At 60.1% G+C, this 26,369-nt stretch carries 32 protein-coding genes; 17 read left to right on the top strand and 15 right to left on the bottom strand.

Going from position 1 to position 26,369, the window contains the following annotated elements; translation table 11 throughout:
- Positions 1 to 2 precede the first annotated feature (2 nt).
- The 5 genes from FQ320_RS03000 to FQ320_RS02980 form a co-directional block, all read right to left on the bottom strand.
- Positions 3 to 1,940 carry an ATP-binding protein gene (locus FQ320_RS03000; protein WP_148469895.1) on the bottom strand — a complete coding sequence of 646 codons (1,938 nt, stop codon included), beginning with the start codon at positions 1,938 to 1,940 and terminating at the stop codon, positions 3 to 5.
- A 63-nt stretch (positions 1,941 to 2,003) separates the two neighbouring features.
- Positions 2,004 to 3,143, bottom strand: coding sequence for a hypothetical protein (locus FQ320_RS02995; protein ID WP_148469892.1), 1,140 nt, complete (start codon positions 3,141 to 3,143; stop codon positions 2,004 to 2,006).
- A 75-nt stretch (positions 3,144 to 3,218) separates the two neighbouring features.
- Positions 3,219 to 4,295: a hypothetical protein gene (locus FQ320_RS02990; RefSeq protein WP_148469890.1), complete on the bottom strand. Its 1,077-nt coding sequence runs from the start codon at positions 4,293 to 4,295 to the stop codon at positions 3,219 to 3,221.
- A 209-nt stretch (positions 4,296 to 4,504) separates the two neighbouring features.
- Positions 4,505 to 4,885, bottom strand: a complete 381-nt coding sequence (locus FQ320_RS02985; RefSeq protein WP_148469888.1) for an HIT domain-containing protein — start codon at positions 4,883 to 4,885, stop codon at positions 4,505 to 4,507.
- Between the two features lie 18 nt (positions 4,886 to 4,903).
- Positions 4,904 to 6,481: a DUF5928 domain-containing protein gene (locus tag FQ320_RS02980; protein WP_148469886.1), complete on the bottom strand. Its 1,578-nt coding sequence runs from the start codon at positions 6,479 to 6,481 to the stop codon at positions 4,904 to 4,906.
- Positions 6,482 to 6,628: 147 nt separating this feature from the next.
- On the opposite strand from FQ320_RS02980, the gene FQ320_RS02975 reads away from it, so the two are divergent.
- Entirely contained in the window at positions 6,629 to 7,447 is an 819-nt protein-coding gene (locus tag FQ320_RS02975) for a sulfotransferase family protein (RefSeq protein WP_148469884.1), read from the top strand.
- Positions 7,448 to 7,693: 246 nt separating this feature from the next.
- On the opposite strand, the gene FQ320_RS02970 is transcribed toward FQ320_RS02975, so the two are convergent.
- On the bottom strand, positions 7,694 to 8,689 hold the full coding sequence (locus tag FQ320_RS02970) for an adenosine kinase (protein WP_148469882.1): 996 nt from the start codon (positions 8,687 to 8,689) through the stop codon (positions 7,694 to 7,696).
- On the bottom strand, positions 8,686 to 9,330 hold the full coding sequence (gene nth / locus FQ320_RS02965; protein WP_148469880.1) for an endonuclease III: 645 nt from the start codon (positions 9,328 to 9,330) through the stop codon (positions 8,686 to 8,688). The genes FQ320_RS02970 and nth overlap by 4 nt, the downstream gene beginning before the upstream one ends.
- Positions 9,331 to 9,503: 173 nt before the next feature.
- On the opposite strand from nth, the gene FQ320_RS02960 reads away from it, so the two are divergent.
- The 3 genes from FQ320_RS02960 to FQ320_RS02950 all read left to right on the top strand — a co-directional run bounded on the left by FQ320_RS02960 (position 9,504) and on the right by FQ320_RS02950 (position 12,065).
- On the top strand, positions 9,504 to 10,349 hold the full coding sequence (locus tag FQ320_RS02960; RefSeq protein ID WP_148469878.1) for a bifunctional helix-turn-helix domain-containing protein/methylated-DNA--[protein]-cysteine S-methyltransferase: 846 nt from the start codon (positions 9,504 to 9,506) through the stop codon (positions 10,347 to 10,349).
- Between the two features lie 139 nt (positions 10,350 to 10,488).
- On the top strand, positions 10,489 to 11,142 hold the full coding sequence (locus tag FQ320_RS02955) for an OmpA family protein (RefSeq protein WP_148469876.1): 654 nt from the start codon (positions 10,489 to 10,491) through the stop codon (positions 11,140 to 11,142).
- 155 nt (positions 11,143 to 11,297) lie between these two features.
- A complete protein-coding gene (locus FQ320_RS02950; protein ID WP_148469874.1) occupies positions 11,298 to 12,065 on the top strand; it encodes a FadR/GntR family transcriptional regulator in 768 nt (255 codons plus the stop codon).
- An 84-nt stretch (positions 12,066 to 12,149) separates the two neighbouring features.
- Here FQ320_RS02950 and FQ320_RS02945 read toward each other — a convergent pair whose 3' ends face one another.
- The 5 genes from FQ320_RS02945 to FQ320_RS02925 form a co-directional block, all read right to left on the bottom strand.
- Entirely contained in the window at positions 12,150 to 12,704 is a 555-nt protein-coding gene (locus FQ320_RS02945) for a F0F1 ATP synthase subunit B (RefSeq protein WP_148469873.1), read from the bottom strand.
- On the bottom strand, positions 12,701 to 13,252 hold the full coding sequence (locus tag FQ320_RS02940) for a F0F1 ATP synthase subunit B' (protein WP_148469871.1): 552 nt from the start codon (positions 13,250 to 13,252) through the stop codon (positions 12,701 to 12,703). Before FQ320_RS02940 ends, FQ320_RS02945 begins: the two co-directional genes overlap by 4 nt.
- A 75-nt stretch (positions 13,253 to 13,327) precedes the next feature.
- On the bottom strand, positions 13,328 to 13,564 hold the full coding sequence (locus FQ320_RS02935; RefSeq protein ID WP_148469869.1) for a F0F1 ATP synthase subunit C: 237 nt from the start codon (positions 13,562 to 13,564) through the stop codon (positions 13,328 to 13,330).
- Between the two features lie 57 nt (positions 13,565 to 13,621).
- Entirely contained in the window at positions 13,622 to 14,368 is a 747-nt protein-coding gene (locus FQ320_RS02930) for a F0F1 ATP synthase subunit A (protein ID WP_148469867.1), read from the bottom strand.
- Positions 14,369 to 14,371: 3 nt separating this feature from the next.
- Positions 14,372 to 14,716 carry an AtpZ/AtpI family protein gene (locus tag FQ320_RS02925; protein WP_148469865.1) on the bottom strand — a complete coding sequence of 115 codons (345 nt, stop codon included), beginning with the start codon at positions 14,714 to 14,716 and terminating at the stop codon, positions 14,372 to 14,374.
- Positions 14,717 to 14,943: 227 nt separating this feature from the next.
- Here FQ320_RS02925 and FQ320_RS02920 point away from each other — a divergent pair, with 227 nt between their 5' ends.
- Entirely contained in the window at positions 14,944 to 15,318 is a 375-nt protein-coding gene (locus tag FQ320_RS02920) for a helix-turn-helix transcriptional regulator (RefSeq protein ID WP_148469863.1), read from the top strand.
- A gap of 353 nt (positions 15,319 to 15,671) precedes the next feature.
- On the opposite strand, the gene FQ320_RS02915 is transcribed toward FQ320_RS02920, so the two are convergent.
- The 3 genes from FQ320_RS02915 to FQ320_RS02905 form a co-directional block, all read right to left on the bottom strand.
- Entirely contained in the window at positions 15,672 to 16,241 is a 570-nt protein-coding gene (locus FQ320_RS02915) for an OmpA family protein (protein ID WP_222861563.1), read from the bottom strand.
- A 75-nt stretch (positions 16,242 to 16,316) separates the two neighbouring features.
- The gene (locus tag FQ320_RS02910) at positions 16,317 to 17,240 is read right to left on the bottom strand and encodes a DMT family transporter (protein WP_148469859.1); all 924 of its coding nucleotides are present in this window, start codon (positions 17,238 to 17,240) and stop codon (positions 16,317 to 16,319) included.
- 7 nt (positions 17,241 to 17,247) lie between these two features.
- Positions 17,248 to 18,129, bottom strand: a complete 882-nt coding sequence (locus FQ320_RS02905; protein ID WP_148470272.1) for a LysR family transcriptional regulator — start codon at positions 18,127 to 18,129, stop codon at positions 17,248 to 17,250.
- 363 nt (positions 18,130 to 18,492) lie between these two features.
- Between FQ320_RS02905 and FQ320_RS02900 the strand changes: the two genes are divergently transcribed.
- From FQ320_RS02900 to FQ320_RS02850, 12 genes are all read left to right on the top strand, one after another.
- The gene (locus FQ320_RS02900; RefSeq protein ID WP_148469857.1) at positions 18,493 to 18,972 is read left to right on the top strand and encodes a hypothetical protein; all 480 of its coding nucleotides are present in this window, start codon (positions 18,493 to 18,495) and stop codon (positions 18,970 to 18,972) included.
- A 253-nt stretch (positions 18,973 to 19,225) separates the two neighbouring features.
- Positions 19,226 to 20,710 (top strand): signal recognition particle protein, encoded by a 1,485-nt coding sequence (ffh, locus tag FQ320_RS02895; protein WP_148470270.1) that lies wholly within the window; start codon positions 19,226 to 19,228, stop codon positions 20,708 to 20,710.
- Positions 20,707 to 20,850: a hypothetical protein gene (locus FQ320_RS25495; RefSeq protein ID WP_187393755.1), complete on the top strand. Its 144-nt coding sequence runs from the start codon at positions 20,707 to 20,709 to the stop codon at positions 20,848 to 20,850. The genes ffh and FQ320_RS25495 overlap by 4 nt, the downstream gene beginning before the upstream one ends.
- Complete coding sequence (locus FQ320_RS02890) at positions 20,847 to 21,143, top strand: chorismate mutase (protein WP_148469855.1); 297 nt, start codon at positions 20,847 to 20,849, stop codon at positions 21,141 to 21,143. Before FQ320_RS25495 ends, FQ320_RS02890 begins: the two co-directional genes overlap by 4 nt.
- Before the next feature lie 47 nt (positions 21,144 to 21,190).
- Positions 21,191 to 21,544: a 30S ribosomal protein S16 gene (gene rpsP, locus FQ320_RS02885; protein WP_148469852.1), complete on the top strand. Its 354-nt coding sequence runs from the start codon at positions 21,191 to 21,193 to the stop codon at positions 21,542 to 21,544.
- Positions 21,545 to 21,611: 67 nt separating this feature from the next.
- On the top strand, positions 21,612 to 22,127 hold the full coding sequence (rimM, locus tag FQ320_RS02880; protein WP_148469850.1) for a ribosome maturation factor RimM: 516 nt from the start codon (positions 21,612 to 21,614) through the stop codon (positions 22,125 to 22,127).
- An 87-nt stretch (positions 22,128 to 22,214) separates the two neighbouring features.
- The gene (locus tag FQ320_RS02875; protein ID WP_148469849.1) at positions 22,215 to 22,376 is read left to right on the top strand and encodes a DUF1328 family protein; all 162 of its coding nucleotides are present in this window, start codon (positions 22,215 to 22,217) and stop codon (positions 22,374 to 22,376) included.
- 18 nt (positions 22,377 to 22,394) lie between these two features.
- Positions 22,395 to 23,225 (top strand): hypothetical protein, encoded by an 831-nt coding sequence (locus FQ320_RS02870; protein WP_148469847.1) that lies wholly within the window; start codon positions 22,395 to 22,397, stop codon positions 23,223 to 23,225.
- Between the two features lie 171 nt (positions 23,226 to 23,396).
- Positions 23,397 to 24,245, top strand: coding sequence for a tRNA (guanosine(37)-N1)-methyltransferase TrmD (gene trmD, locus FQ320_RS02865; protein WP_148469845.1), 849 nt, complete (start codon positions 23,397 to 23,399; stop codon positions 24,243 to 24,245).
- Between the two features lie 69 nt (positions 24,246 to 24,314).
- The gene (gene rplS / locus FQ320_RS02860) at positions 24,315 to 24,701 is read left to right on the top strand and encodes a 50S ribosomal protein L19 (RefSeq protein ID WP_148469843.1); all 387 of its coding nucleotides are present in this window, start codon (positions 24,315 to 24,317) and stop codon (positions 24,699 to 24,701) included.
- Positions 24,702 to 24,712: 11 nt separating this feature from the next.
- Positions 24,713 to 24,934: a 50S ribosomal protein L31 gene (rpmE, locus tag FQ320_RS02855; RefSeq protein WP_148469841.1), complete on the top strand. Its 222-nt coding sequence runs from the start codon at positions 24,713 to 24,715 to the stop codon at positions 24,932 to 24,934.
- Positions 24,935 to 25,367: 433 nt separating this feature from the next.
- The gene (locus FQ320_RS02850) at positions 25,368 to 26,351 is read left to right on the top strand and encodes a PRC-barrel domain-containing protein (protein ID WP_187393754.1); all 984 of its coding nucleotides are present in this window, start codon (positions 25,368 to 25,370) and stop codon (positions 26,349 to 26,351) included.
- Positions 26,352 to 26,369 lie beyond the last annotated feature (18 nt).

Genomic DNA, 26,369 nt, shown 5'->3' with positions numbered 1-26,369 from the left:
GCTCATCCCTTCGACTCCAGATACCGCCGCTTGGCGATCTCGGTCAGGCCAAAGTCACGCACCATATTGGCAATCGCGACCTCGTCCGACTTGTCGGCATAGCGGAACTCACTGTCGGCGTAGCGGTTGATTTCCTGAATCACCATCTCAACGGTAATTGGCCGGGCCATGTCGCGGATCATCGCCACCTTGTGGTCATAGGCTTTGAACAGGAACAGGTCGGGGTTCTCCATCCATTCGTCCGGCAGCTCGAAATCCATCGCCCGCACCTTGACCGCATCGGTGATGTTCTTGATCGCCCGCCCGGTAAAACGATGATCGGCCTCTTGTATCGCTTTCAGATAACTGCCCAGCTTGGCGATAGTATCCAGCCGCCCAAGGGCTTTCTCGGTCCGGTCCCAGACCGCAATCAACCCATCCTCTTTCGGGCGACCATGGCTTTCGAAACTCGCAGCGACCGCCTGCCGGATTTCCTGCGCTGCAAACAACTGGTGATCGCCCAGGGGAATTTTGTGGTTCTTGCCGATCAGCAGATGCAGGATGTCGATGTAATCGTCCCGGCTCTGCGGCCCGTCGACTAGAAACCGCGCACCCGCCCTTTGGCGCAGGGCATCGTCGACGTTTTCGGGATAATTCGAGAACATGCCGAAGGTACAGTTGCCGCGCACCACAGTATTGGCCCCCGCGAAACTTTCCATCAGGACGGCGGTGATTTCCAACTGTCCGGCGCTGGACTGCCGGTCACCGCGCTTTCCCGCCAGTTGGTCGATGTCGTCGATGGTTCCAAAGCCGATGACGCCCGGGTCGATGATAGAAGTGATGAAAGCCTTGGCGTTCTGACCGGACTTGCCCTGATAGCTGTCGATATTGTCGGTCGACAGGTTTTGATATCGGAACGGATATCCCGCCACCTCGCAATAGCCGGAAATCAGCCCCGCCATCATTTGAATCAGCGTCGTTTTACCGGTGCCCGGCGCGCCGTCCCCCATGAAGGTAAAGATGAAACCACCGAGCTCGGCAAAGGGGTTCAGCCGCCGGTCAAAATCATAAGCCATCAGCATCTTCGACAGCTTCATCGCCTGATATTTGGCGATGTGGTTGCCCACCACCTCGTTGGGTTGTTTGAACGTCATGGTCAGGGCCGTGCCCTTGCCCCGGCGCGACGGCGTGAATCCGTGGATGGTCAGATCGTCGGCCTCGACCCGCCAGCTTGCGCCAGTGAACCCGGCAATTTGCGGCGCCGTTGCCGCACGCTGCTCCACCCGGCGCATCAGCGCCTCGGCAAAGGCCAGAACTGTCGCCACCACCCGGCCGTCGTCTTCCACGCCGAAAGCAGAGATGTCCTGATCCAACTCCCATAGCGCGCCGTGCAGGGCCAGCGGCGCGTTGTCGGTCAGCACCTCTTCGACCTCGCCGATCTCGACCGTCAGTTCACCCGCATGGGCGGCCAAAAGAACCGACACCGCATTGCCGAACACCGACAGGACCACCAGGGATTCAGCCGACAGAAGTTCCGAAAACCCGGCCGATTTTCCCGCTGAGAGCACGCCCGCCAGATTGTCGCGCTTCAACGCATCCAGCCCGGTGCGTTCTGCAAACTGCTCCCCCACCGCCAAAGCGATGGCAAGCCCGCGCCGCAACCCCTGCAATACCGCCGCCTGCACGGGCGAGGGCAACTCATCACCCCCTACGGATTCGACCCGTTCAATGATCCGCACACCTTCCGCCCGCGCGGTCGACCGCGTCACCAGCCCGGGCGTGGTGGAGCGGAACCGCCGGCGCGTGCCGATCCCCGGCGAACGCTCATCGGTCCTTACGTCCCTCTTCGCGGCGGCGATCCGCGGCATGTGGTCGAACCCCGCCAGCATCGCCAGCGCGGCGACATAGTGCTTGCGAATATCCGCCTCACGCAGTTCCATTGTATCGGCTGACAGGCTCACAGAACCTCCTGTTTCTTCTTTGCAAAAATACTCACTGCGCTGCGCCCGAACACTCGCGCCGATCTATCGGTGGCTCAGAACGCGCCCATTGGCGGAAACGACGAATTTGCGCACCGACCGAAACCCCGGCGGATTCTTCTCGGACAACACCTGAAACAAGAGCTGCGGCAGAATGATCGATCTGTCGGTCCGTGTCGCGCCGGTGTCTATGCCGCGCGTCCCGAAGGGATCCAGCGTGAACACCTCACGTTCGACCGAACCGAACCATCCCTTGGACTCACGCTCCACCCGTCCGCTCTCCAGTTCCTCGGTCGTCCAGACCAGACACCAGTCCTGCTCATCCGGTGCATGAGCCTCTTCCAGAATCTCATGAATTGGCCCGGACTGCTGGGTATAGGCTCGCGAATACATTGGCCCGATGTGCAGGCGGCGCAACCGTTTGGGGTGCAGATCGTCGAAATCCCGGTCGAACCCATTGGCGATAGTCAACAGTTTCAGCCCGCCCATCGACTGAGCCGTCAAATGCGCCTGAACCGCCGGCCAGCGCGCCGCATCCTTGGGAAGCGACACGCGCCCCGAATCCTCGATCTCCATCAGATAGACGACCGGCAGGTTGACCTCGGTGTCATAGACCGCCCAGTGCAGCAAGAACCGCCGCCTGCCCTCCACCCCGCCCAGCCAGATCGCGCGCGGATCGTTCTGCGCCCAGAACAATGACTGTGCCAACAGTGTTTCATAATAGACCCGCTGAGCCATGGCGAATTGCAGCCGGGTCGGAATCTCGAGGTCTCGCAGAATCCGTCCAAGCATCTGCTCGGTCAACCCTTCCCGGTCGGGGGTTGAATCAAGATGTGCGGCCGCCTGCGCGAAATCGCTGCCCATGGTCAGCAGCTCGCGGAACACCGGAAACCCGCTTTCGGTCCGGTCCATCGCAAGGCTGCCAAATGAGGTGCCGGTATCACGCCCGGTCATCAGATATTTCATGCCCAGAGCGCGAAACGTATTGGCAATCCGCTGAACGTAATCGCCCAGAACCTCGACCTCGCCGCGCGAAAAGATACCCTCGGACTCCATCGCGGCTGCGACGCGTGCCAGATGCGACGAGATCGCTTCAAACTTGCGGAAGTACCGGCGCGCGACCAATGTATCGGTCAGCCCGACATGATCGCGCGACAGATCGGCACCGGTCACGCCCTCGCTCATCGCCGGCCCCCAAATTTCTCCTGCGAGAAATTTTTCAATTTCCTTACTTCAAGGAAATTTCGCCGCCTGCACAGGTCATTCACCATACAGGTTCTTGTCGTGCTTTTCGACGATCGAGGCAAAGCGTCGGGCGAACCGTTCGTCGGCCTTTTGCTTTTGCTCCAGAACCTTTCGCGCAAAGACCATATGATCCTCGTGCGCCTCCAGCATGTCACCCATCCGGCTGTTGGTTGCCGCGCCGATCTGCGCCATGGCGGTCTGCGCCTCCTGATCGGTCTGCACACCGATCTCGTTGATCCGGTGTGCGACATCCTGCTGCTGCGCGGTCTTCAGCGATTTTGTCAGGGCGTCATACAATACGACACGCTGTTTCGTGTCGGTCTGCAACTTGTTAATCAAGACCATCTGCGTCGCCGCCTGATTTTGCAGCGAATCGACCCAGGTCTTGCCCTTTTCGATATAGCGTTCCAGCGTCTGCGACTTGGCCAGCTTGACCTGTTCCTGCTGCACCATTTCATTATAGCTCTGGTTCAATCCGGCGAGTTCAGTTTCCAGACGGGTGCGGGCGGCGGCGTCCTGTTCGACGCTGATCCGGTTTTCCAGCGCGATGATCTTCGGGTCCATGGCCAGAATATCGACCCGCAGCGCTTCAAGCTCGCCGACTGTGAACTCGCGGTCGTCCAGCGTTTCGGTCAGGTTGACCTCGACCCGCGTCTTCTGTTCGTTCAGCACGGCAAGCTGGCCCTCTAGAAGGCGCACGATGATGTCGGACTTGGAGATCAGATCCTGCAACTTTTCGTCAACCGATGCAGTCCGCATCCGTTCCTGCCGCAGGGATTCGGATTTGCCTTCGGAAAAGATGCCGACGAAGCTTTCCCAACCGGTCTTGTCGCGCATTTCAGCGAAGTCTTTCGAAAACCCCGAGGTCACGTCATCAAGCCCCATGATCAGTTCGGCGATATTCGCATTCATCGCCTCTGTATGGGCATGTACATCGTCCAGAGTGGCGTTCTCGATCTCGACGGTCACATCTGTGCCGGACGCCATTTTCTGACGTGCCGTTTCGATCCGGCTGGTAATTTCAGTGATCTTGGCTTGGGTATCGGCGACCTGCGCCTGACTTTTGCGGACCTGGGCATCGAGATCGGCCATGGCATTCTCCTCGGACATGCGGGTGTCGTCAATCTGCGACGCAGTATCGCAGATTTCAAACTGCCGTCATCCCGATTTCCCGTCCTGCCGATGAAAATGCCGTCATCCTTGCGAGCAGATCGCAGCGATGCTCGCCGAGCGCGCCTTACGTCGCGCTCAGAAATCCCGGCAGGGCGGCAAGGCCAGCCCCGGCGACCCGTGCCGCGCGTTCAACCCGCCGAAAGCATCCGGCCCAGCGGGCGCCCGGCAAGGATATGCAGGTGGTAGTGTGGCACATCCTGCACCCCATCCGTTCCTGCATTCGAAATAATCCGGTATCCTGCCCCCTGGGTGGAAGGCTGAACGCCCAGTTCGGCACAGATCCGGCCCGTGACGCGGATGAAATCGACAATCTCGGCCTCGCCAGCGTTGAGGGCAAAATCGTCGTGGGAGATATAGGCGCCCTTGGGGATCACCAGCACATGCTCCGGTGCCAGAGGGTTGATATCGCGGAACGCCAGCGTGTGATCGGTTTCCATCACTGTCGTGTTCGGGATTTCACCGCGCAGGATGCGGGCAAAGATGTTCTGGTCGTCATAGGTTGCAAACATCGGCGTATTCCTTTTTGGTCAGTCGTCGAAAAGCTGGTCGTCACTGGCAAGCCGCATCGCAGCCTCCGGTGAAATCGACAGGAATGCGGTCAGAGCGGCGGCATTCACCGCATCCGGTGCACCCTGAGTAAGTTGATAAAGCGCGTCGAACCCGGCATCGCGCAGAATATCGCTTTCGTGGGCGACGTCGGCGCGGATGGTCGGCAGCAGGGTGTCGATGGTTTCCTGCGGTGTTCTTTCGCCCGCCAGACCGACGCGTTTTGCATGGCCCAGCAGATATTCGTCGGTGAACTGGCATTGAACTTCAAGCAGTCGAGTGACCGAACGGTCAGTTTGGAAATCACGCAACAGGTCGATATTGTCGGGATCAAGGCAGATCACCAGACGGTCGGATTCATAGTAATCGAACAGCATCCGCATCAGGGCGCGGCGGTGGCGGGTGCGCTTTTCCATCGTTTTCTGAATGCCGCCCAGATCGGGCAGATGCGCGCCGTCCTCGTCGAACAAATAGTCGATGGCGGGCACGTCGGTCACATTGCGAATCCGCTCCAGCAGACGCTTGCCCACATGCCACTTCTTGCTGATCACGATCATCAGCTCGCGTTCCCGGCCCAGGGTCGATTCGGTTTCCCAGAATCGCGGCGCGAACCGTCGCCCCTCGCGGCCGCGCCCGGTCATGAAATTGAACAGACTGCGCCCTTCATTGCTGATCTGGAACGCCGTACCCCGCGCGGAATAAAGATCGCCCAATTTTTCCTTCAACGTCGCGGCGCCCGGGCTGATCTTGCGCGCGAACAGGTAATCCTGCGCCAGCAGCAGATCATAGTGATCGTTGTAAAAAACCACCGGCATCCCGTAGTCGGTAAAGATCAGGAACGTCAGGGTGCGTGAACGGATTTCCTTTTCCGGCACCAGATGCCGCACCAGAGTCTGGAAAAATGTCTCATCCGGAATCCAGGTGGTGCGAAAGAACCGCATTATGTCGCGGCGACGGCGGGCAAGATCCAAGACCACCTCGATCGTACGACGGCGCAGGCACCACCACTGGCTGCCGATCATCATTTGCAGGTCGGCCGGAACCCCGCGCGCCAGCCCCAGCCGCTTTTGCAACTCATAGGATTTGTAGAACAACCACTTGTGTGTGCGTTCGTTAAAGAAGTGGCGATAGATCAACCGTTCTTCGCGGAACCCCGTCTTGATCCAACCGCTGTCGAAATAATCGACGGATTCAATATAATCGGCGTCTTCCGCATCCAGAAATCCGTGCGCGTATTCCGCCGATTTGATCGCCATGCAATCGCCTGACAGCATATAGAAATGCGTGGCGCGCGGAAACGCTTCGACCGCGGCACGCACCGCCAGCAACGTCGCCTTGACAAGGCTCCACGTTCCCCAGCCGCATTTGATCCGTCTGCGCACAAAGACGACTCTGGGGTTGTCCTTCAGCGCCTCGTGAATCCGATCATAGTCGGCACGGCCAGCCCGGGCGTCGAAATGGATCGACATGAAATCGCCAACAGCCGTCAGTCGGCGCGCCTGCTGAATGACGGCGTCCGGATCTTTGTGACACAGTAGGATGAACGCGATTCGAGCCATTGTTGAAACAGTGAACAGGTCCGGATTGTGATTGCTTTAACCGGATACTCTGAAAACCATATGAGGTGACAGGGTTGTGGCGGTTTTTTCTCTGCCTTCCCACGCAGTTGTCACATATAAGGCTGTAAAAGGCGAGGATGACGGCACATGGGCTTTCCCGGGACATGGATGACGACAAGCGAAAGCATGGTTTACCGTGTGGTGCCCAAATGCGCCTGCTCTACCATCGGACAGATCATGTATTACTCGGATCACGGGCAGTTCTATGACGGCGATATTCATGACGCCACCAGCGGTCTGCACAAATGGGCGCAAGAGGACAGCCAGCCGTTGATCACCGCCAACGTCAAGGCGGGCACGTCACCGACTTTTACCTGTGTTCGCAATCCCTATACCCGGGTGTTGTCGTCGTTTTTTGACAAGATCTGCGGCGTCCAGCGCAACGGCAAACGCTATCGCGGCAATCTGGTGCCGCTGCTGGTTCAGAAATATGGAATCGACGTGGGTGGACCAGACGGCACCGGTGATTTCGACCAGATTGCCAGTTTCCGCCGGTTCATGCTGTTTGTGCGCGACACGATCCGCTGGCGCAAACCGATGGAGCCTGACATCCACTGGTCAGCCATGTCGGGCCACCTTGCGACCTTTGTGGTCAACGGCGGGCGGTATGACCGGATCTTCTGGACCGAAGATTTCAACGCCGGGATGCAGGCGGTGCTGGACGGGGCCGAAACGCCGCACCCCGTCGATCTGTCGGCCATTCCGCGGTTCAATGAATCCGAAGGCCACGGCCCCAAGCGCGCCCACCCGGTCGAGGATTACTTTGACGACCTGACGATGCACCTGATGTACGAAGTGTACAAACGCGATTTCCGGCTGTTTCGCTATGACTTTGAGAACCCAGCCAACAAGATGCCCACCGGTGAAATCGACCTGGACGAGGTCCATGCGAAACTGGGTGATTGACCGGGCCTGACCTCATACCGCGAAACGCCCGGTTTCCGTCCAGAGCGTCGCTTTTGGTGACAAACACCGCGCAATGGCCGTTCGCCGAGGGATCTTTTCCCGCCCCGCCAGCAAGGCAGGGCGGCGGTTGAAGCCCTGAACCCGCGCCCCCCCGAGCATTTCGCAATCCGACAGGATCGAAATCGGGATCAGGGCAGTGGGGGCAGGATTCTTCTCACATGAAACCCGATGACACGTTCCGTCACCTCAGGCGTGCAAGCCGTGTTTCGCGAACAGGGTTTTCAGGTCGGTCTCGGGCCGCGCCCCGATGTGCGAGATCACCTCGCCCGCTGCGATACAGCCTGCCCTTGCGCAAATCTCGGGGTTCATGCCTTCGGCCTGTGCCCAAAGAAACGCACCGGCAAACAGATCGCCCGCCCCCGTGGCATCGACGACATCGACCTTGGTTGCAGGCACATGCACGCGCTGCCCGCCGGTCAGAACATAGGCGCCGTTCTCGCTGTCGGTACAGGCGACCATGGCGACCTCGGACCCAGCGCGGGTCAGCGCCTCGTCGAAATCATCGGTCTGATACATCGACAGTATCTCGGCCCGGTTGCAAAACAGCAGATCGACGTGATCGCGGATCATTGCGCGAAAGGCATCGCGGTGACGCTCGACACAGAACGGATCGCTCAGCGTCAGGGCAACGCGGCCCCCCGCCCCGGTGCAGGCGTCGATTGCCTTGGCAAAGGCCGCGTGGCTTTGCGGACCATCGAACCGATAACCCTCCAGATAGATCCAGTCGGCCTCGGCCACTTGGCCTTCGTCGATATCCGAGGGCGCCAAAAACTCGGTCACGCCCAGATAGGTGTTCATTGACCGCTCACCATCCGGCGTCACAAGGATGATGCAGCGCCCGGTTTCGGCCTCGGCCCCCGGTTCTGCCATGGCGGTGTCATAGACCACCCCCTGCGCCCGCAGGTCATGGGCAAAGATCGCGCCCAACTGGTCATCTTTCACCTTGCCGACATAGGCAGAGCGCCCGCCCAGATGGGCAATTCCCGCGATAGTATTGGCCGCCGAGCCGCCGCTGACTTCGCGCGCCGGGCCGATCCGCGAATACAGCTCGACACCACGTTCCCGGTCGGTCAGCTGCATGATGCCCTTTTCGATGCCGTTGTCCGACAGAAAATCATCATCGCAGGACGCCAGAACATCCACCATTGCGTTGCCGATGCCGACAACCTGAAATTTCTTCATGTCGTTTTTTCCTCGTATGCGCACAGGTCGCGGATCAGGCAGGCGCCACATTTGGGCTTGCGCGCCACGCATGTATACCGCCCGTGCAGGATCATCCAGTGATGGGCGTGCTGTTGAAATTCGGCGGGAACATTGTCTTCAATCGCGCGTTCGACGATTTCGACTGTCTTTCCCGGCGCGATGCCGCTGCGGTTGCCAAGCCGGAAGATATGCGTGTCGACCGCCTGTGCCGGATACCGGAACCACATGTTCAGAACAACATTCGCGGTCTTGCGCCCCACTCCGGGCAAGGATTGCAGGGCCGCACGCGACGACGGAACAACGCCGCCAAAGTCTTCGACCAGAATACGGCTCATTGCGATCACGTTCTTGGCCTTGTTGCGAAACAGGCCGATGGTCTTGATATATTCGGTAACGCCATCAATCCCCAGCGCCAGCATTTTTTCGGGCGTATCGGCGACCGCAAACAAGCCCCGCGTCGCGCGGTTCACCCCTGCATCGGTTGCCTGCGCGCTGAGAGCGACAGCCACGACAAGGGTAAAGGCATTGACGTGCTCAAGCTCGCCTTTCGGCTCGGGCTCGGCGGACCGGAAGCGGGCGAAAATCTCGTACATCACCGGAAAGGACAGTTGCTTTGCCATACCGCTGTCATGCAACGCCGGCATATGGCAGGCAAGCCCCCCGCCCCTCTGGCGTGCAAATATCCCGGCGAGTGACACGAATTTCCATCGCAGATCATAGCAACGAAGCCGCAGGTTCCGGATCGCACCGCAACGCGTAAAGGGATAAACAGAGGCAGATGAAAGGAAGCCGCATGTCAGATCCCGAACAGAGCTATTACTGGCCGCTTATCCGCCGGGCCATCGACCGGCTTGACGGCGACGATGGGCGCACTCTCACGCTTGACGACATCGCCGCCGAGATGAACCTGTCACCTGCCCATTTTCAGCGGGTCTTTTCCCGCTGGGTCGGAATTTCGCCAAAGCGATTCCAGCAGTATCTGCGGCTGGGCCATGCCCGTACCTTGTTGCGCGAACGGTTTACCACCCTGGCAACCGCCGATGCCGTGGGCTTGTCCGGAAACTCGCGCCTGCACGATCTTTTCGTGACATGGGAGGCGATGAGCCCCGGCAGCTATGCCCGGCATGGCGACGGATTATGCGTGTTCTGGGGCAGGTTCGACAGTCCCTTTGGCCCGGCCCTTGTCATGGGCACCGACAAAGGTCTTTGCGGCATCGCCTTCGCCGCCGAAACCGGCGAAGCGGCGGCGATGGACGATCTTATCGCCCGCTGGCCCGATGCGACTTTTGTGGAAGATCCCGACAGGTTGCGTCCTTGGGCCAATTCGGCGTTCGGAGCATCGCAAACCAATGAAAAAACGCCGCTTTTCCTGATCGGTGCGCCGTTCCAGTTGAAAGTATGGGAGGCGTTGCTGACCATCCCCACCGGCCATGTCACAACCTATGGCGAGATCGCAAACAGCATTGGCAACCCCAAAGCGGTGCGCGCTGTCGGGACCGCGGTCGGGCGAAACCCGATCAGTTGGCTGATTCCCTGTCATCGTGCATTGCGCAAATCCGGTGAATTGGGCGGTTATCATTGGGGTCTACCGGTGAAACGTGCGATGCTGGCCCATGAATCGGCCCTCACCGCCCTGTAACCTGTCGCTTGAATGCACCAGCCCTATCACAAAGATGTGCGGGCGGTGTTCCGCCGATGGCCGATTTCTACGGTGCGACATGGAACCGCATATCATATGACACGCGTTGAGATGTGCCGAACTTCGAACGAGGACTGACATGACCATCACAAAAATCGCCCTGCTGACCGCATCTGCGGGTCTGCTGGGACTGACTGCCTGTACCGATCCCGTTACCGGTGATCCCAACCGCACCCGTTCCGGTGCCCTGACTGGTGCCGCCATCGGCGCTGTGTTGGGCGGAACCCGCGAAAGCGGCAGTGACCGCCTGAAGAATGCCGCCCTGGGTGCCGCGATTGGTGCCGCCGGTGGTGCCGTCATCGGCAACGTTCTGGACAAGCAGGCCGCCGAACTGCGCGGCGACTTCTCGAACGGCTCCATCGATGTCGTGAACAATGGCAACGAACTGATCGTGCGCATGCCGCAGGACATCCTGTTCGCCACCGACAGCGCTTCGGTATCGGGCGGGCTGCGTGGCGATCTGGGCGTGCTGGCTGCCAACCTGAACCGCTATCCCAATTCAGTGGTCGAAGTTCAGGGCCATACCGACAACACCGGTGCCAGCGCCTATAACCTGGACCTGTCCCAGCGTCGGGCACAGGCGGTCACCGCGATCCTTGCGTCGAATGGGGTTTCGTCGTCACGCCTTCGCGCCATCGGTTACGGCGAAGACCGCCCTGTCGCGTCGAACCTGTCCGCTTCCACGCGCGCACAGAACCGTCGCGTCGATATCGTGATCCGCCCGACCAACTGATCGGTCGGCAATCTGTCGAAGGCCGGGCCCCGCGCCCGGCCTTTTTCGTTGGCTGGTCATTTTCGTTAACGGGCCTTTTTCGCTGGCTGGCCTATTGACCTTGGCGGGGACTGAAAGCGGTCATATCATTTGACCAATTCAACAGGTGTCTGCCCATGCCGTTTCACAAGGTTCAGCCGGAAAAGCTGTCTTCTGCCGTTGTTCGACAGATCGAACTGCTGATTCTTCGGGGCATCCTGCGCCCCGGTGAACGTTTGCCGTCCGAAAGGGATCTGGCTGACCGGATGGGCGTATCTCGCCCGTCGCTGCGCGACGCCGTGGCCGAGCTTCAGGCGCGCGGGCTTTTGACCAGCCGGGCAGGGTCGGGCGTATTTGTTGCCGATCTGATCGGTCCGGCCTTCACGCCGGCACTTGCGCAGCTGTTTGCCACCCACACCGAAGCGGTTTTCGACTATATCGCCTTTCGTCGCGATATCGAAGGAATGGCCGCCGAACGGGCCGCACGGCAGGCCACGCCCACGGATCTGAAGGTCATCGCTGCCACATTGCACCGGATGGAACAGGCCCATACCGCCGCCGATCCGGCTCGTGAGGCGGGGTTGGACGCCGATTTCCACCTCGCCATCATCGAAGCAGGGCACAATCTGGTCATGCTGCATATGATGCGTGCAATGAATGCGGTTCTGCGCGAGGGCGTCGTGTATAACCGGCAGATCATGTTTGGCCAGCACACAACCCGCGAGACGCTGCTGAACCAGCACCGGGATATCAACACGGCGATGCAGGCGCGCGATGGGCCGGCGGCGCGGGCTGCAATGGAATCGCATCTGGACTTTGTTCAGACCGCGCTTGTCGAACAGCAGAGGGCCGACCGGAATGAAGCGATCGCCCGCCAGCGATTGGACCATGCCGAGCGGCGATGAGCCTTGTTCCATTCACAAGCGGCTGAAAACGAAAAACCCCAGCCACTTGGGCCGGGGTTCATCCACCTGCGCATGCAGGCCTTGTCAGTGGAGTTTGGCCGCGACCGTCTCGATTGATTCGTCGATCAGCGCACTTGACCTTGATGCACTCATATCCTTGGCCAGAACCTCGCCCGCTGCGGCAATCGCCACCTGGATGGCACGGTCACGCACGTCGCGCACCGCGGCCGCCTGCGCCGATTCGATCTGTTCTTCCGCAGCCTTGATCCGGCGCTTGAGCGACAGATCAAGATCAGCTTTCGCCTTGGTGGCGGCTTCGTCAGCCTCGACCTTGGCGGCAGAGACAATGCGGTCTGCCTGGGCCTGAACCTCGGCATGCTTGCGCTCATACGAGGCGAGCAGCGTCTGTGCCTCTTCGCGCAGGCTGCGTGCCTCGTTCAGATTGGCGCGGATTTCGTCCGACCGCTTGTCCAGCAAACCCGCAATGATCGGCGGCACCTTGAAATAGACAAGCACCCCGAGGAACAGTACGAAGGCAATCAGCACAACAAAATCTGTGTTGCGCAGGGAAAAGAACGGTCCAGTCGCCGCAAGAGCGGGTGACGCGAACATGGTCAGAGCAAGGGCAAGTCTGGTCATCGCGCGTCCCCTTTCAGGCGGGATTTGACGGCACTGTCGACTGCGGCCTTGTCGGCTTGGCCACCCAGCGCCACAACGATTGCCGCAACGGTGTCTGTGGCAACTTCTTCGACGCTTTTGATCGCCCCGGCGCGGATTTCGTTGATCGCTTTTTCCGACTCGGCCGATTTTGCGGCGATTTCGGCATCGGCTTTCGCAATCACGTTGTCCAGTTCGCCTTGGATATCGGCCTTGGTCGCTGCCACGATACGCCCTGCTTCGGTGCGAGCATCGGCCAGCGCCTTGTCATAGGCTTTTTCCGCATCGACAGCGCGCAGCTTCAACTCTTCTGCGGCAGCGATGTCATTTGTGATCGTGCCCTGACGTTCGGCCAGAACGGCGCCGATCCGGGGCAGCGCAATGCGCGACAGGATGAAATAGATGGCGAACAACGCCACCAGAAGCCAGAAAATCTGGTTTGGGAACGTAGAGAAATCAAGCTGCGGCATGCCGGCTTCGATTTCCTGGCCGACGGTTTCGACCCCGTGACCCGCTGTTTCGGTTGCCATATGGTCCCCCGTGACACCTCAAAAAATGCACCGGGCAGACAATGCTGCCCACCCGGTCGCAAGGATCAGGCTGGATCAGACGGCAAACATCAGCAGCAGCGCAACGAGGAACGAGAAGATCCCCAGCGCTTCTGCGAATGCGATGCCGATGAACAGAATCGCGGTCTGACCGGCGGCGGCCGACGGGTTGCGCAAAGCACCCGACAGGAAGTTTCCTGCCACGTGGCCCACACCGATAGCTGCTGCACCCGAACCGATGGCGGCCAGGCCGGCACCGATGAATTGGCCCATTTGTGCGATATCGCCTTCCATGTCGTCTCTCCTTACGATGAATTTAGGTATTGATGTGTTGTTGTGTCGGGCTGACCGTCAGTGTCCGGGATGCAGCGCATCCTTGAGGTACACACAGGTCAGGATCGTGAAAACATAAGCCTGGATAAAGGCAACCAGCAGTTCGAGCGCATAGACGCCAATCATCCCGAAGATCGCGATGGGGGCGATCGCGCCGACGGCCGCGAACCCTGCGAACACCTTCAAAACCGCGTGCCCGGCCATGATATTGCCCGCAAGACGGATGGAGTGGCTAACGGGCCGCACAAAGTACGAGATCAGCTCGATGATTGCGAGAACCGGACGCAGGGCCAAGGGCGCGCTGGACACCCAGAACAGGCCGAGGAACTTTGATCCGTTCTTTACGAAACCCAGAATAGTGACGGTCAGGAAAACCCCCATCGCCAGAAGCGCGGTCACCGCGATATGGCTGGTGGTGGCAAACGACATGGGGAGCAGGCCCAGAAAGTTGGCAAAGACGATGAACAGGAACAGCGTCATGATATAGGGGAAAAACTTCAGCCCCTCCTTGCCCGACACGTCCTCGACCATCTTGTACACGAAACCATAGGCCAGTTCGGCCACCGATTGCGTACGGCCGGGCACAACTGCGCGCCCCCGGGTGCCCAATACCATGAGCGCCAGAACCGCGACCACCGAAAGCGCCAGCCAGAGCGTGACGTTAGTTATGGTGAACATGCCCACCGGCCCGTCCCCGAACAGGGGCTGGACGATGAACTGATCCATCGGGTGAATGCTAAGCCCGCTTCCGCCGTCGCTCGCCATGCCTCAGTCGTCCTTCTTTTCCGGCAGGTCATCACCGATGCCCTGCGTGCGTATCGCGTCGTCCTGCAGCTCTCTCGCCGTGCGCATCATCGTCTTCACACCGGCAGCCAACCCCAGCCCCGTAAACAGCAGCAGGAAGATAGGCAAGGTGTCAAACAGCACATCCAGCCCATATCCGATGCCAAAACCGATCCCCAGACCGGCCACAAGCTCAATCACCATCCGCCATGCCGTATTGGCTGTCGAATAATGCTCATCCGAACGCTTCTTGGGGCCGTGCGCCTTTTTGGCGGCAACGATCCTGTCGTCCAGCGCCTTCAAACGCTCGGCATGCGGATCTTTGGCCACGGCAGCCCCCTCTCAGCGGTTGAGCGGACACTATGAACCGGACGGGGGCAAGTCAAGCGCGCGAAAGAGCGCCGGATCAACAAGCTAACCTATTGTTATATATGTATCTAACTGAATGTCGCGATTGCCGCATATGGCGACATCTGCCCTTCGGACGTCGCGGGACGCGCAACCGGCATATTCAACCAAATGGTTGACGATGACGCGCCCGAGTGCTTGATCGAGCCATGACCGCACCACTTGACACAGTTTTCTCGGCTCTCGCCGATCCGACCCGCCGCGCCATTCTCGCAATGCTGCTCGAGGATGACATGGCTGTGACCGACGTGGCAGAACCATTTTCCACATCACTGGCTGCAATTTCAAAACATCTGATGGTGTTGGCTCATGCGGGGCTTATCACGCAGGAAAAGCGCGGCCGCGTGAAATGGTGCAAGTTGGAACCGGACGCCATGCGCGATGCGTCAATCTGGATGCAGGCATTCGGACAGTACGAGGCCGTGCATCTAGATGCCTTCGAGCGGTTCCTTGCGGTCGAGCTGGACGGCGAAGGGGCCGGGTTGCCCCGACCGCCCAACACACCGGATCAGAGCACGAACTGAACGATAACCAGTACGATAACGACGAGACCGACAAGATATATGATATTACGCATGAATTGTTCTCCGCAGTTTACGTGTTGAACCTGAGGGTGGGTGTGCCGCCCCCGGCGTTGTCGGGTCTCCCCGTTGTATTGGCGACAGGACCTGCAAACTCTTGCACGGTGTCTTTCAGACCCTAAGGTCAGATGACTCTGTGCGCTGTCTTGTCACCGCTGTCTGAGGGTCCAACTTCGCATGTCACAGTTCCGTTCCCCGCAGGGCGGCAGTTTTTTCCGACAACCCGGTCCTCGGAAACGAAAACGGCGCCCCATCAAGGAGCGCCGTTTTCAGAATTTCAGTTCAGAAAGCCCGGATCAGTTGCCCGTGCCTGTCGCTGTGCCCGTACCGGTGCCGGTTCCGGTACCGCCGTCACCGTCGCCACCGCCGATGGCGCCCACGATGATGACCGCACCCAGAATACCAGCGGCAACACCCGCACCGCCCAGAAGGCCCGCGCCAATCGGCACGGCGTCGAAATCTGCGGCGTTACAGTCATAGACGGTAACTTCGACCCGACGGTTCAACTGGTTCGGTCCCGTGTCGGCGACCTTCAGGTTCGATTCGCCGAAACCGGTCACGTTGTTGACGCTGATCGTCGTGCCCGAGGTCAGATAATCGGAAACCGTCTTTGCCCGACGCTGGGACAAAACCAGGTTGGAAGCCGGGCTGCCGACAGCGTCGGTATAACCGGCCAGATCGACGGTCGTGCCGTTGTACTTGGACCGGACGATATCCAGCAGGCCCTGGTTCGTGGTCGAAACGGCGGCGCTGCCAAAATCAAACGGCAGTGCAATCACACAGGTTTCGGCAGCGGCAGCCGAGACCGACAAGCCCAGCGCCAGAGCGCCAGCCGCAGCGGTTGAGACGATGTTTGAAATCTTCATTTGATCCTCACCAAAATTCCGGTTTGTGGTCATAAATCATACTACGCGAAAAACTACCATAGGTTACAGGCGACGTCACCGCGACACCGCAACCTTTGACTTATTTTCCCGCGCGGCTGTGTTCTTTTTGGTCAGAAGCATGAAAAGAGCAATACCCGTCAGCAAGATACCGCCAGATATCCACGGCGGTGGCAATTGTCCTGTGCGGACGGCTTCCCAGACGATCACCCATCCCGGCGTCAGATAGGTATAGGCCATCACGTTTGCCGAAGGCAATCGCATGGTCGCATATTGCATCAACACAAACGTCGCCGCGCTTGCGAATACGGCCGTGTAACCGATTGTAATCCAGACAATAGTGGGCAATTCACCCCACTGCGTCGCAACGATCCCCGGCCATGCAATGACGGTCAGCAGCACCGCGCCTGCAACCAGCATGCCGAAGGTAAAGACGACTGCGGGCTCTCCGCGGTTCAGTTTGCGCACCAATGGGGTGTATGCTGCATGTGCAACACATCCGACAAAATACACCGCCTCGCCGCGTCCGACATCCAGCGACAGAGCAAGGCGCGGATCACCGCGAAAGATAACCCAAAGCGCGCCGACCGCACCAATGGACAGCGCCAGAACGATTCGGCCTGTAATCGCCTGACGCAGCAGCAACCAGCCGAACACGGCCGCCATCACCGGCACCAAAGTGAAAACCGCCGCCGCAGACACGGGCGGCGCGGTTTTCAACCCTTCGAACATCAGCACGAAATACGAGGCAAACAGCCCGCCGAGCAAAAGATAGCGCCAAGGCGCGCGGAATGCCTCACGATTGATCCCGGTCGTCGCCAGGGCGACCGCGCCGACGATACACATTGCCAGAATGAACCGCGCGGCGTTCAAGACCGTCGGATCCAGCTCGTTTGCCGCCAATGACCCCAGAGTGAACGACCCCGCCACCAGCGCAGAAAACAGCAGCATCGCCAGATGTCCACGGGCCGTTTCGGTCATCGCCGGATCACTCCAGCGGCCAGGATTTCGCGGCGTCCTTGAGATAGGCCAGAAAGCTCTGCACCTTCATCGTGCGATGCAGATCCACATGGGTGACCAGCCACAACTGAGCTCTCCATTCAGGGCGCGGCGGCATCACCTGTACCAGATCAGGCAGCAGCCTCGCCTCATAGGACGACAGGAACCCAAGCCCGGCCCCCATCTGAATCGCATCGCGCATCACCCGTCCATCGGTCGCGCGAAACGACAGGCTTGCCTGTGGTACGCGATCGAACAACCAGCGAAAGAACGGCGCCTTGCTGTCCATCCCATCGGCCACGACAAATTTGTGATTCGCCAGATCTTCGTCCGACTCGGGCGCGCCGTTAAGCGCCAGATAATCCTTGCTGCCGTAAAGAGCGAATCGGTCGTGGACAAACGGCTGCACCACGTTGTCGCCCCCCTCGGGCGCTGCACCCGCGCGGATCGCCACATGCGCCTCGCCGTATTCCAGCCGGAACACCCGATCATCGGTCAGAAACCGCACAATCAATCCGGGGTGGTCCCTTTGGAACCGGATCATCACCGGATTCAACAACGGCGACAGCATCGCAATCGAAGTGACCACCAGTTCACCCGTCACTGACGCGCCGCGCCCGCGAATCCGGCCTGCAAGCTGAATGAACTGGTCATCGGTCGCCTGCGCAACCTGCAACAGGTCGGTCCCCGCCTCGGTCGCGGTATAGCCGCGTGCATGCCGTTGAAACAGCTTTACACCCAACTGCCCCTCCAGCGCGTCGATATGACGGATCACCGTCGCATGATGCACACCCAGCACATCTGCCGCGCCGCTGACCGTGCCCAGACGGGCAACCTGATACGCGGTTCGGATTTCATCCCAGGTTTTGATCGACATGTGCCTATGCGCGGTCAGGAAAAGTTGATTGCCAAGGTGACCGGTTTTCGATCACCCATGCAAGGAGTTTATATCTGCGCCCATCGCTCAACGATCGGATGGAATTGCCCGGATGCGATGCGGCCCTGCCCCATCCCGGCGCAGCGGTAGAAGCGGATTTCACAATACATCCCCTGCTCCGCTTTTCGTGATGTGCGTATGTGCACAACCGCCTTGATGATTCTGCCAGTTTGGTTCGCTACAGCACTATACCATGTACTGTTCACGGTCAACGGAACAGCCGCATGGCACCGATCCGAAGGCCCCAGACACACCCGATTGCCGCACGAATTGCGGTACAAGAAAAGGACCAGAACCATGAAACTGAACACAATCATCGCCGCTCTCGCCGTCGCCGCAACTTCGGTCGCCGCAATTCCCGCCGTCGCCCAATCGGTCAGCCAGGGCGACGCACAACTGGCAAGCACCTTGGGTGTCGAGCCCGGAGCCTTTTCCCGCAGCGATTTGATCCTGCTGCAGCAGGCACAGTCCGAGTCCGGCGCCGCCGCTCGCTCCAACGCGCTTGCGATCCTGAATTCCAAGGGCGAGGCCCGCGTTTCAACCTCGAACGCTCTCAACCGTGCCATCCTGCTGGATCAGGCCCGCGAAGAACATGACGACTTCCTGATCTCGCAACGCAGCAAAGACGTTGGCAACAACACCGCCGACGACCGCGCTTCGCTGTCGCCGGGCAAGGTTCAACTGGCCGCCACGCTGGACGTGAACCCCGCAGAGTACACAACCGCCGAACTGGTGGTGCTGCAAACCCGCGAAATCTTTGCCGACAACAGCAAGTAATCCATCACTTGCCGTGATACCGGGGCGCAGGGTCTTTTCCCTGCGCCCTTTCTTGTTGGTGGCACGCCGCCTTGACTCTGTGCGTCCCGGTCTTTAAATCGCGACGCAACTCCGGGGGTTTTTACGCTTCCGGTCCCGCAGCCTCAGCCGGGATCGCCACCAGTCAGCGCGTTGCGCCCACTGGTGCGTTTCTCGTTTGGGGTTTCGCCTCTGATCCCGGGGGCAGATGAAACGACCGGAAGGCGGCTTGGCCATGTTTGAAAATCTGTCCGAACGCCTGTCAGGCGTCTTTGACCGGCTCACCAAACAGGGTGCCCTTTCCGACGACGATGTGAAAACTGCTCTGCGAGAAGTGCGGGTTGCACTGCTTGAGGCCGACGTTTCGCTGCCCGTGGCACGGGATTTCGTCAAAGCGGTGCAGGACAAGGCGACCGGCCAGTCCGTGACGAAATCGGTCACCCCGGGCCAACAGGTGGTCAAGATCGTCCATGACGAGCTGATCCATGTGCTGAAGGGTGACGGCGACGATCCCGGTGCACTGCGCATCGACAATCCCCCGGCAACGATCCTGATGGTCGGCCTGCAGGGGTCGGGCAAGACGACGACAACCGCCAAGCTGGCCCGCCGCCTGACCACCCGCGACAACAAGCGGGTTCTGATGGCCTCGCTCGATGTGAATCGTCCTGCGGCAATGGAACAGCTGGCCATCCTCGGCGTGCAGATCGGTGTCGACACCCTGCCGATTGTCGCGGGGCAAAAGCCTGCCGACATCGCGAAACGGGCAAAGACCCAAGGTGCGCTTGGCGGATACGACGTGATCATGCTGGACACCGCAGGCCGGTTGTCCATCGACGACACCCTGATGGACGAAGTGGCGACAGTTCGTGACATCGCCAAGCCGCGCGAAACACTTCTGGTGGTCGACGGTTTGACCGGACAAGACGCCGTGCACACCGCCGAAAATTTTGACGAACGCATCGGCATCACCGGCGTCGTTCTGACCCGGATGGATGGCGACGGACGCGGCGGCGCGGCCCTGTCCATGCGCGCGGTGACCGGCAAGCCGATTAAATATGTCGGCACCGGCGAAAAGCTCGACGCGCTTGAAGAATTTCAGCCCGAACGGGTGGCGGGCCGGATCCTTGGAATGGGCGACATCGTCGCTTTGGTCGAAAAGGCACAGCAAACGATCGAGGCCGAACAGGCCGAGCGGATGATGAGGCGGTTCCAGAAGGGTCAGTTCAATATGAACGACCTGAAAATGCAACTGGAACAGATGCTCAAGATGGGCGGCATGGAAGGCGTGATGGGCATGATGCCCGGCATGGCCAAGATGAGCAAACAGGTCGCCGATGCCGGTTTTGACGATTCTGTCCTGCGCCGCCAGATCGCGCTGATCCAGTCGATGACAAAGAAGGAGCGCGCAAATCCCGCCCTGCTTCAGGCCAGCCGCAAGAAACGCATCGCGAGCGGTTCGGGGCTGCAAGTGTCCGATCTGAACAAACTTCTGAAGATGCAGCGCCAGATGGGCGACATGATGAAGAAGATGGGCAAAGGCGGGATGCTGAAACAGGCCATGAAAGGCATGTTTGGCAAAGGCGGCATGCCCTCCGAGGCAGAGATGCAAGCCGCACAGGCGCAAATGGGCGGCAAAATGCCCGGCGGCGCGGGCGGCCTTCCCGGCCTTGGTGGCGGCGGTCTGCCCCCGGGCCTGTCCGGGTTCGGAAAAAAGAAATGAACGACCGCACCCTGAACCCTGTCGTGATCGAATTCCCGTGCCTGTCCGCCTTCGACAGCGCGGCCCGACGCAATCCCACACCACCGCCGGGCACCGCTTGCCTGTCCGCCCATACTCACGTTGCAGGTTTTCGCCCATGACCGATCCAGTGACCCGCGCCGCATCGCTTCTGGCAAGCCATCGCGACAGCATCGACCGTCTCGATGCGATCCTCGTTTATACTCTGGGCGAGCGGTTCAAACACACTCAGGCGGTGGGAAGGCTGAAGGCGGAACATGATCTGCCGCCCTCCGATCCATCCCGCGAAGCGACCCAGATCGCGCGGTTGCAGCAACTGTCTCTCGACGCCGATCTCGACCCCGAATTCACCAAGAAATTCCTGGCCTTCATCATCCAGGAAGTGATCAAGCACCACGAAATCCATAAATCCTGAGCGGCGGCACAGCCGTCGCATCCCAAGCCATTCAAAGGAGAACACCAATGGCCATGAAGATCAGACTCGCCCGTGGCGGATCGAAAAAGCGCCCGCATTATTCCATCGTCGCGACCGATTCGCGTATGCCCCGCGACGGGCGTTTCCTGGAAAAGCTGGGCACCTATAACCCGCTGCTGCCCAAGGACGATGAAAGCCGCGTCAAGATGGACGCCGAGCGGGTCCAGTACTGGCTGTCCCACGGTGCACAGCCGACAGATCGTGTTGCCCGTATGCTCGAAGCTGCTGGCCTGCGTGAAAAGTCCACGCGCAACAACCCGACCAAGGGCACCCCGAGCAAGGCAACGGTAGATCGCGCCACCAAGAAGGCCGAAAAAGCCGCCGCCCCGGCCGAGGAATAATCCTTTATTACCGAACCCGCCGCGTCCGTATTCCGGGCGCGGCGCAACCTGTGAAAGGGGCAGACGCATGTCGGACCAGACCACCCCGATGATCTGTGTCGGTGCGATCTCGGGCGCCTTTGGGGTGCGTGGAGATATCCGGCTGAAAAGCTTTTGTGCTGATCCCGGCGCCATTGCGGATTATGCCCCGCTCAGCACCGAGGACGGCACCCGCCAGTTTGATCTGAAACTGACCGGTCAGGCCAAGGGCGTGTTTACCGCCCGGATATCTGGCGTTTCGACCAAGGAACAGGCCGATGCCCTGCGCGGTGTCCGTCTTTTCGCTCCGCGCGGGCGGTTGCCCGGTCTGCCGGATGATGAATACTACTATGCCGACCTGATTGGGCTGAGCGTGGTCGACACCGGCGGCGCGCCTCTGGGCACGGTAATCGCGGTACAGAACCACGGCGCCGACGATCTGCTGGAAATCAAGCGCCCCACAGGCGGCGACACTCTGTTGCTGCCGTTTACCCGTGATGGCGTGCCAACCGTCGATCTGGCCGCACGCCGCATCGTTGCCGATCCGCCCGACGGATTGTTGTGACGCTGGCCCCTTCAAGGGAACCTCGGCACAAACTGCGGCGTTGCCTTTGCGAACCGGCCATACAGCCGGAAACCGGAAAGGACAGTCATGCTGCAACTTATTCTCATACTGCTGGTCGTTGGCGCCGTCGCGGCGCTTTTGGGGTTCAATTTCATTTCGGGCGCGGCACTGACGGGTGCGAAACTGCTGATCGGAATCGTTCTCGTCTTGTTCCTGCTTCTGCTGTTGGGCGTATTTGTAATCGCCTGATCGCTACGGTTCCCGGCCATGGCTGACATCGGCGCCCGTGACAGGGCGCCGCGCGTCCTCGTCCATGCCGGGTTCTACAAGACCGGGACAACCAGCCTTCAGACGTTTCTTGAACGCCACCGCTACGCGCTGAAACCCTATGCAGATGTGCATATGAAAGCCGACCTTGGCCGCGCCCGGTATCTGGGGCGATGGTATGGTCAGCGACCGTCACGCCTGACGCTTTGGTTGTTCGAGCATGGCCTGGCAGCCGCCCTGCGCCGCATCCCGGATGCCCCCGTCATCATCCTGTCCCGTGAAAGTTGGTCGGGGATGATGCCCGGGTTCCGGCGACGCAGTGCTGTGATGACCGACGGATCGCACGACGCAATCACTTTGGCCCGCGCTATATTGCGCTGCCTGCGCCGCAGGTTTGGCCCCGATGTGCGGGTAGAATTTCTGTATTCACTGCGCGAGGCGGAAGCGTGGCAACGCTCGCTCTATGGGCATGTGCTGCGCAGTTCGCGCTTGATCGACGACTGGCAAACCTTTCGCAAACGCTTCGCAGACACCCCGGACCCGGCGGCGCAGGCTGCAAGAGTTGCCGCCGCCCTGACACCAATTCCAGTTCATATCTCAACCCTTGAGGACGCAGCACTACACCGTCTTGGCCACGGCGCCACGGTTCTGCGCCTGCTGGGAGTACCACAGGACGAGTGGCGGACCTTCACCGCCGCGCCGCCGAACAACCCCGGCCCAACCACGGCGCAGCGTGACCGGATGCTGGCCCTGAACCGCGCTGGCGGACCTCGCCCACGATTGCGTGCCGCGAAAGAGGCGGTGATGCAGCAGGGCAAGGGCGCGGGATGATCGACTTTTGCCGGTGAAATTGACGGCATTGACCGGCGCATTTCGCTGCGCTCCGGCATCGCCGTTGCCGCGCACCGCTGGCAATTCCGTCATCCCTGTGGCACGCCCATCGGGCGCCACCCGGGCCCTGCCTAGCCGATCGAGATACTCGAAGATGGATACCCGATAGAGATGACCGACACACCTCCGACTGACCGCCCCGCAAGATCCCATGGCCGTCTGACGAACCAGCCGACGTTGCAGCCGCGTGAATTGATGCAGGACCGGCCACACCTGAAAGGCGCATGGGAGGCGCGGGTGATCACCCTGTTCCCCGACGCTTTCCCGGGGGTCCTCGGCGCATCCCTGACCGGCAAAGCGTTGCAGGACGGGCTGTGGCGGCTGGAACCCATCGATCTGCGCATCTTCGGCGAAGGCAAGCACCGGAATGTCGACGATACCCCGGCGGGCGGCGGCGCCGGGATGGTTCTGCGCGCCGATGTCCTGAACCGGGCGATCCGTCAGGCGATGCGCGGCACTCCGCCGGATCGCGAAAAATGGCCGCTGGTCTATCTGTCGCCGCGGGGCAAACCCTTTGATCAGCAAACAGCCGAGCGGTTCAGCCGGACCGAAGGTATCACCCTGCTGTGCGGTCGTTTTGAGGGCGTGGACGAACGCGTTATCGAACATCACGCCATCGAAGAGATCAGCCTTGGGGATTTCATCCTGACCGGAGGCGAGATTGCAGCACAGGCCTTGATCGACGCGACAGTCCGGCTTATACCCCGCGTGCTCGGGAATCATGAATCGACGCAGGAGGAATCATTTTCCGACGGCCTGCTCGAACACCCGCAGTACACGAAACCCGGCAGCTGGGAAGGCCGCGAAATCCCCGACATTCTCCTGTCTGGGCATCACGGCAAAATTTCACAGTGGCGCCGGGCGATGGCCGAAAGGCTGACCAAGGAACGCCGCCCTGATCTCTGGCGGGCATATTGCGCGGCGCGCGGTATGGACCCGATGGACGACCAAGAGCTCTGAGAGCGCATAGCGCGGGACCATCCCGCGCGTCACCAAACGGGACAAACCCGTGTATTAGAGGAGCGTCAGATGAATCTGATCGCACAGTTGGAGGCCGAACAGGTCGCCGCACTGGGAAATGATATTCCCGACTTCAAGGCGGGTGACACCATCCGCGTCGGTTACAAAGTGACCGAAGGCACCCGTACCCGGGTCCAGAACTACGAAGGTGTCTGCATCGCAAGAAAGAACGGCCACAGCATTGCTGGCTCGTTCACCGTGCGCAAAATTTCGTTCGGCGAAGGCGTAGAGCGCGTGTTCCCCCTGCATTCGACGAACATCGACAGCATCACAGTGGTGCGCCGCGGCAAGGTGCGTCGCGCCAAGCTGTACTATCTGCGTGACCGGCGGGGCAAATCGGCCCGGATCGCCGAAGTCTCGAATTACCGGCCCCGTGCCGACAAATCACCGGCGTAAGGAGCGGACAGATGAAAGCGGACATCCATCCCGAATATCACGTGATCGCCGTCAAGATGACGAATGGCGATATCATTCAGATGAAATCGACCTGGGGCAAAGAAGGCGACCAACTGTCGCTGGACATCGACCCCACGGTGCACCCGGCCTGGACCGGCGGCAACACCAGGTTGCTGGACACCGGCGGCCGCGTGTCGAAGTTCAAGAAGAAGTACGAAGGTCTCGGTTTCTGATCCAACAGATCGGATCGACCAAACGACAGAAGGGCCGCTCCGGATGGAGCGGCCTTTTTTTATGGCATGGTGGTTTTGGTCCGACTGCCCTGCAGCCCCACGTTTACCGGACCCGAAACAGGGCTTTCGGGACGGCGGGTGGGGCGATGGCACAGCCGAGCGTCACCGGTCGTCTTGCCAGATGGCCCCCAGATTGCGGCCCGCTGCCGCCACGGAGCGCAAAGCATGACGGGATTTTTCACCTCCCGTCGCGCCCGGTTGTAAGCCCCTGTTGCAAGGCGTCACAAACGTCGAACCCGGCACTTTGTTCCCGACAAAATTTCGCTCTCTGCTGCACCCGATTGCGGAACCGCCGCCGGGCGCAGTGGGTTGTTGAACCAGAAAGCGGAACCATCCGCACAGCAATAGTGAGAGGACCACCATGAAACGTTTCATGAGCACAACCGCCCTTGTCGCCCTTCTGGCCACCCCTTTTGCCGCTCCTGCCATCGCGCAGGACGCTGCAATGACCAGCCCGTTCTATGGCACCGACGCAAACGCTGCCTCGATGGGCTTCGATCTGCGCGCCTCTGAACTGATCGGCAAGCGTCTGTACACAAGCGAAGTCGGATATGACGGCGCGGATATGAACGACCCGTCCGAAGACTGGAATGACGTCGGCGAAATCAGCGATGTCGTTCTGGCAGCCGACGGTTCGTCCGAAGCCATCCTGCTCGACATCGGCGGATTTCTTGGCATCGGCGAACGCACTGTCGCCGTGTCGATGGATCAGCTGAAACTTGTGCGCGACGGCGACTCGGACGATGACTATTTCGTCGTGATAAATGCTTCGCAGGACTCGCTGGAAAACGCACCTGAGTTCGACATCGGTACAGTCGGTCTGCGGGAAGCCGGTACGACTCCAGCTGCCACAACGGACGCAGCAGTTGCTCCGGCAACCGACGCAACCGCGGCCCCGGCGACAGACGCTGAAGTTGCTCCGGCAACCGACGCAGCCGCGGCCCCCGCGACGGACGCAGAAGTTGCTCCGGCCGCCGATCCTGCGGCTGCACCTGCGATGGACGCGACGACGAACGCCGAAGCCACTGATCGTGAAATGCGCGATTTCTCCGGTTCCGTCGAAGTTCCGGCAACCGAAGTCAACACCGATGCGCTGATTGGTGCCAACGTCTATGACGTCAACGATGAATCCGTCGGAGAAATCTCGGAACTTCTGATCGACGATCAGGGTAAAGTCACCGAAGTCATCCTGGGCATCGGCGGTTTCCTTGGGATTGGCGAAAAGAAAGTCTCAGTCATGATGGAAGATCTGACCATCATGCGCGACTCCGATGATGCAGATGATCTGTCCGTGCGGACATCCATCACAAGCGAACAGTTCGAGTCGATGGAAGATTGGGTCGACACCCGCGGCTGATTTGCCCATAATCCACAA

The sequence above is a fragment of the Oceaniovalibus sp. ACAM 378 genome (genome assembly GCF_008085915.1).
Taxonomy (GTDB): Bacteria; Pseudomonadota; Alphaproteobacteria; order Rhodobacterales; family Rhodobacteraceae; genus Oceaniglobus.
The sequence above is the reverse complement of the archived record's forward strand: the minus strand, read 5'-3'. Positions and strand labels throughout refer to the sequence as shown.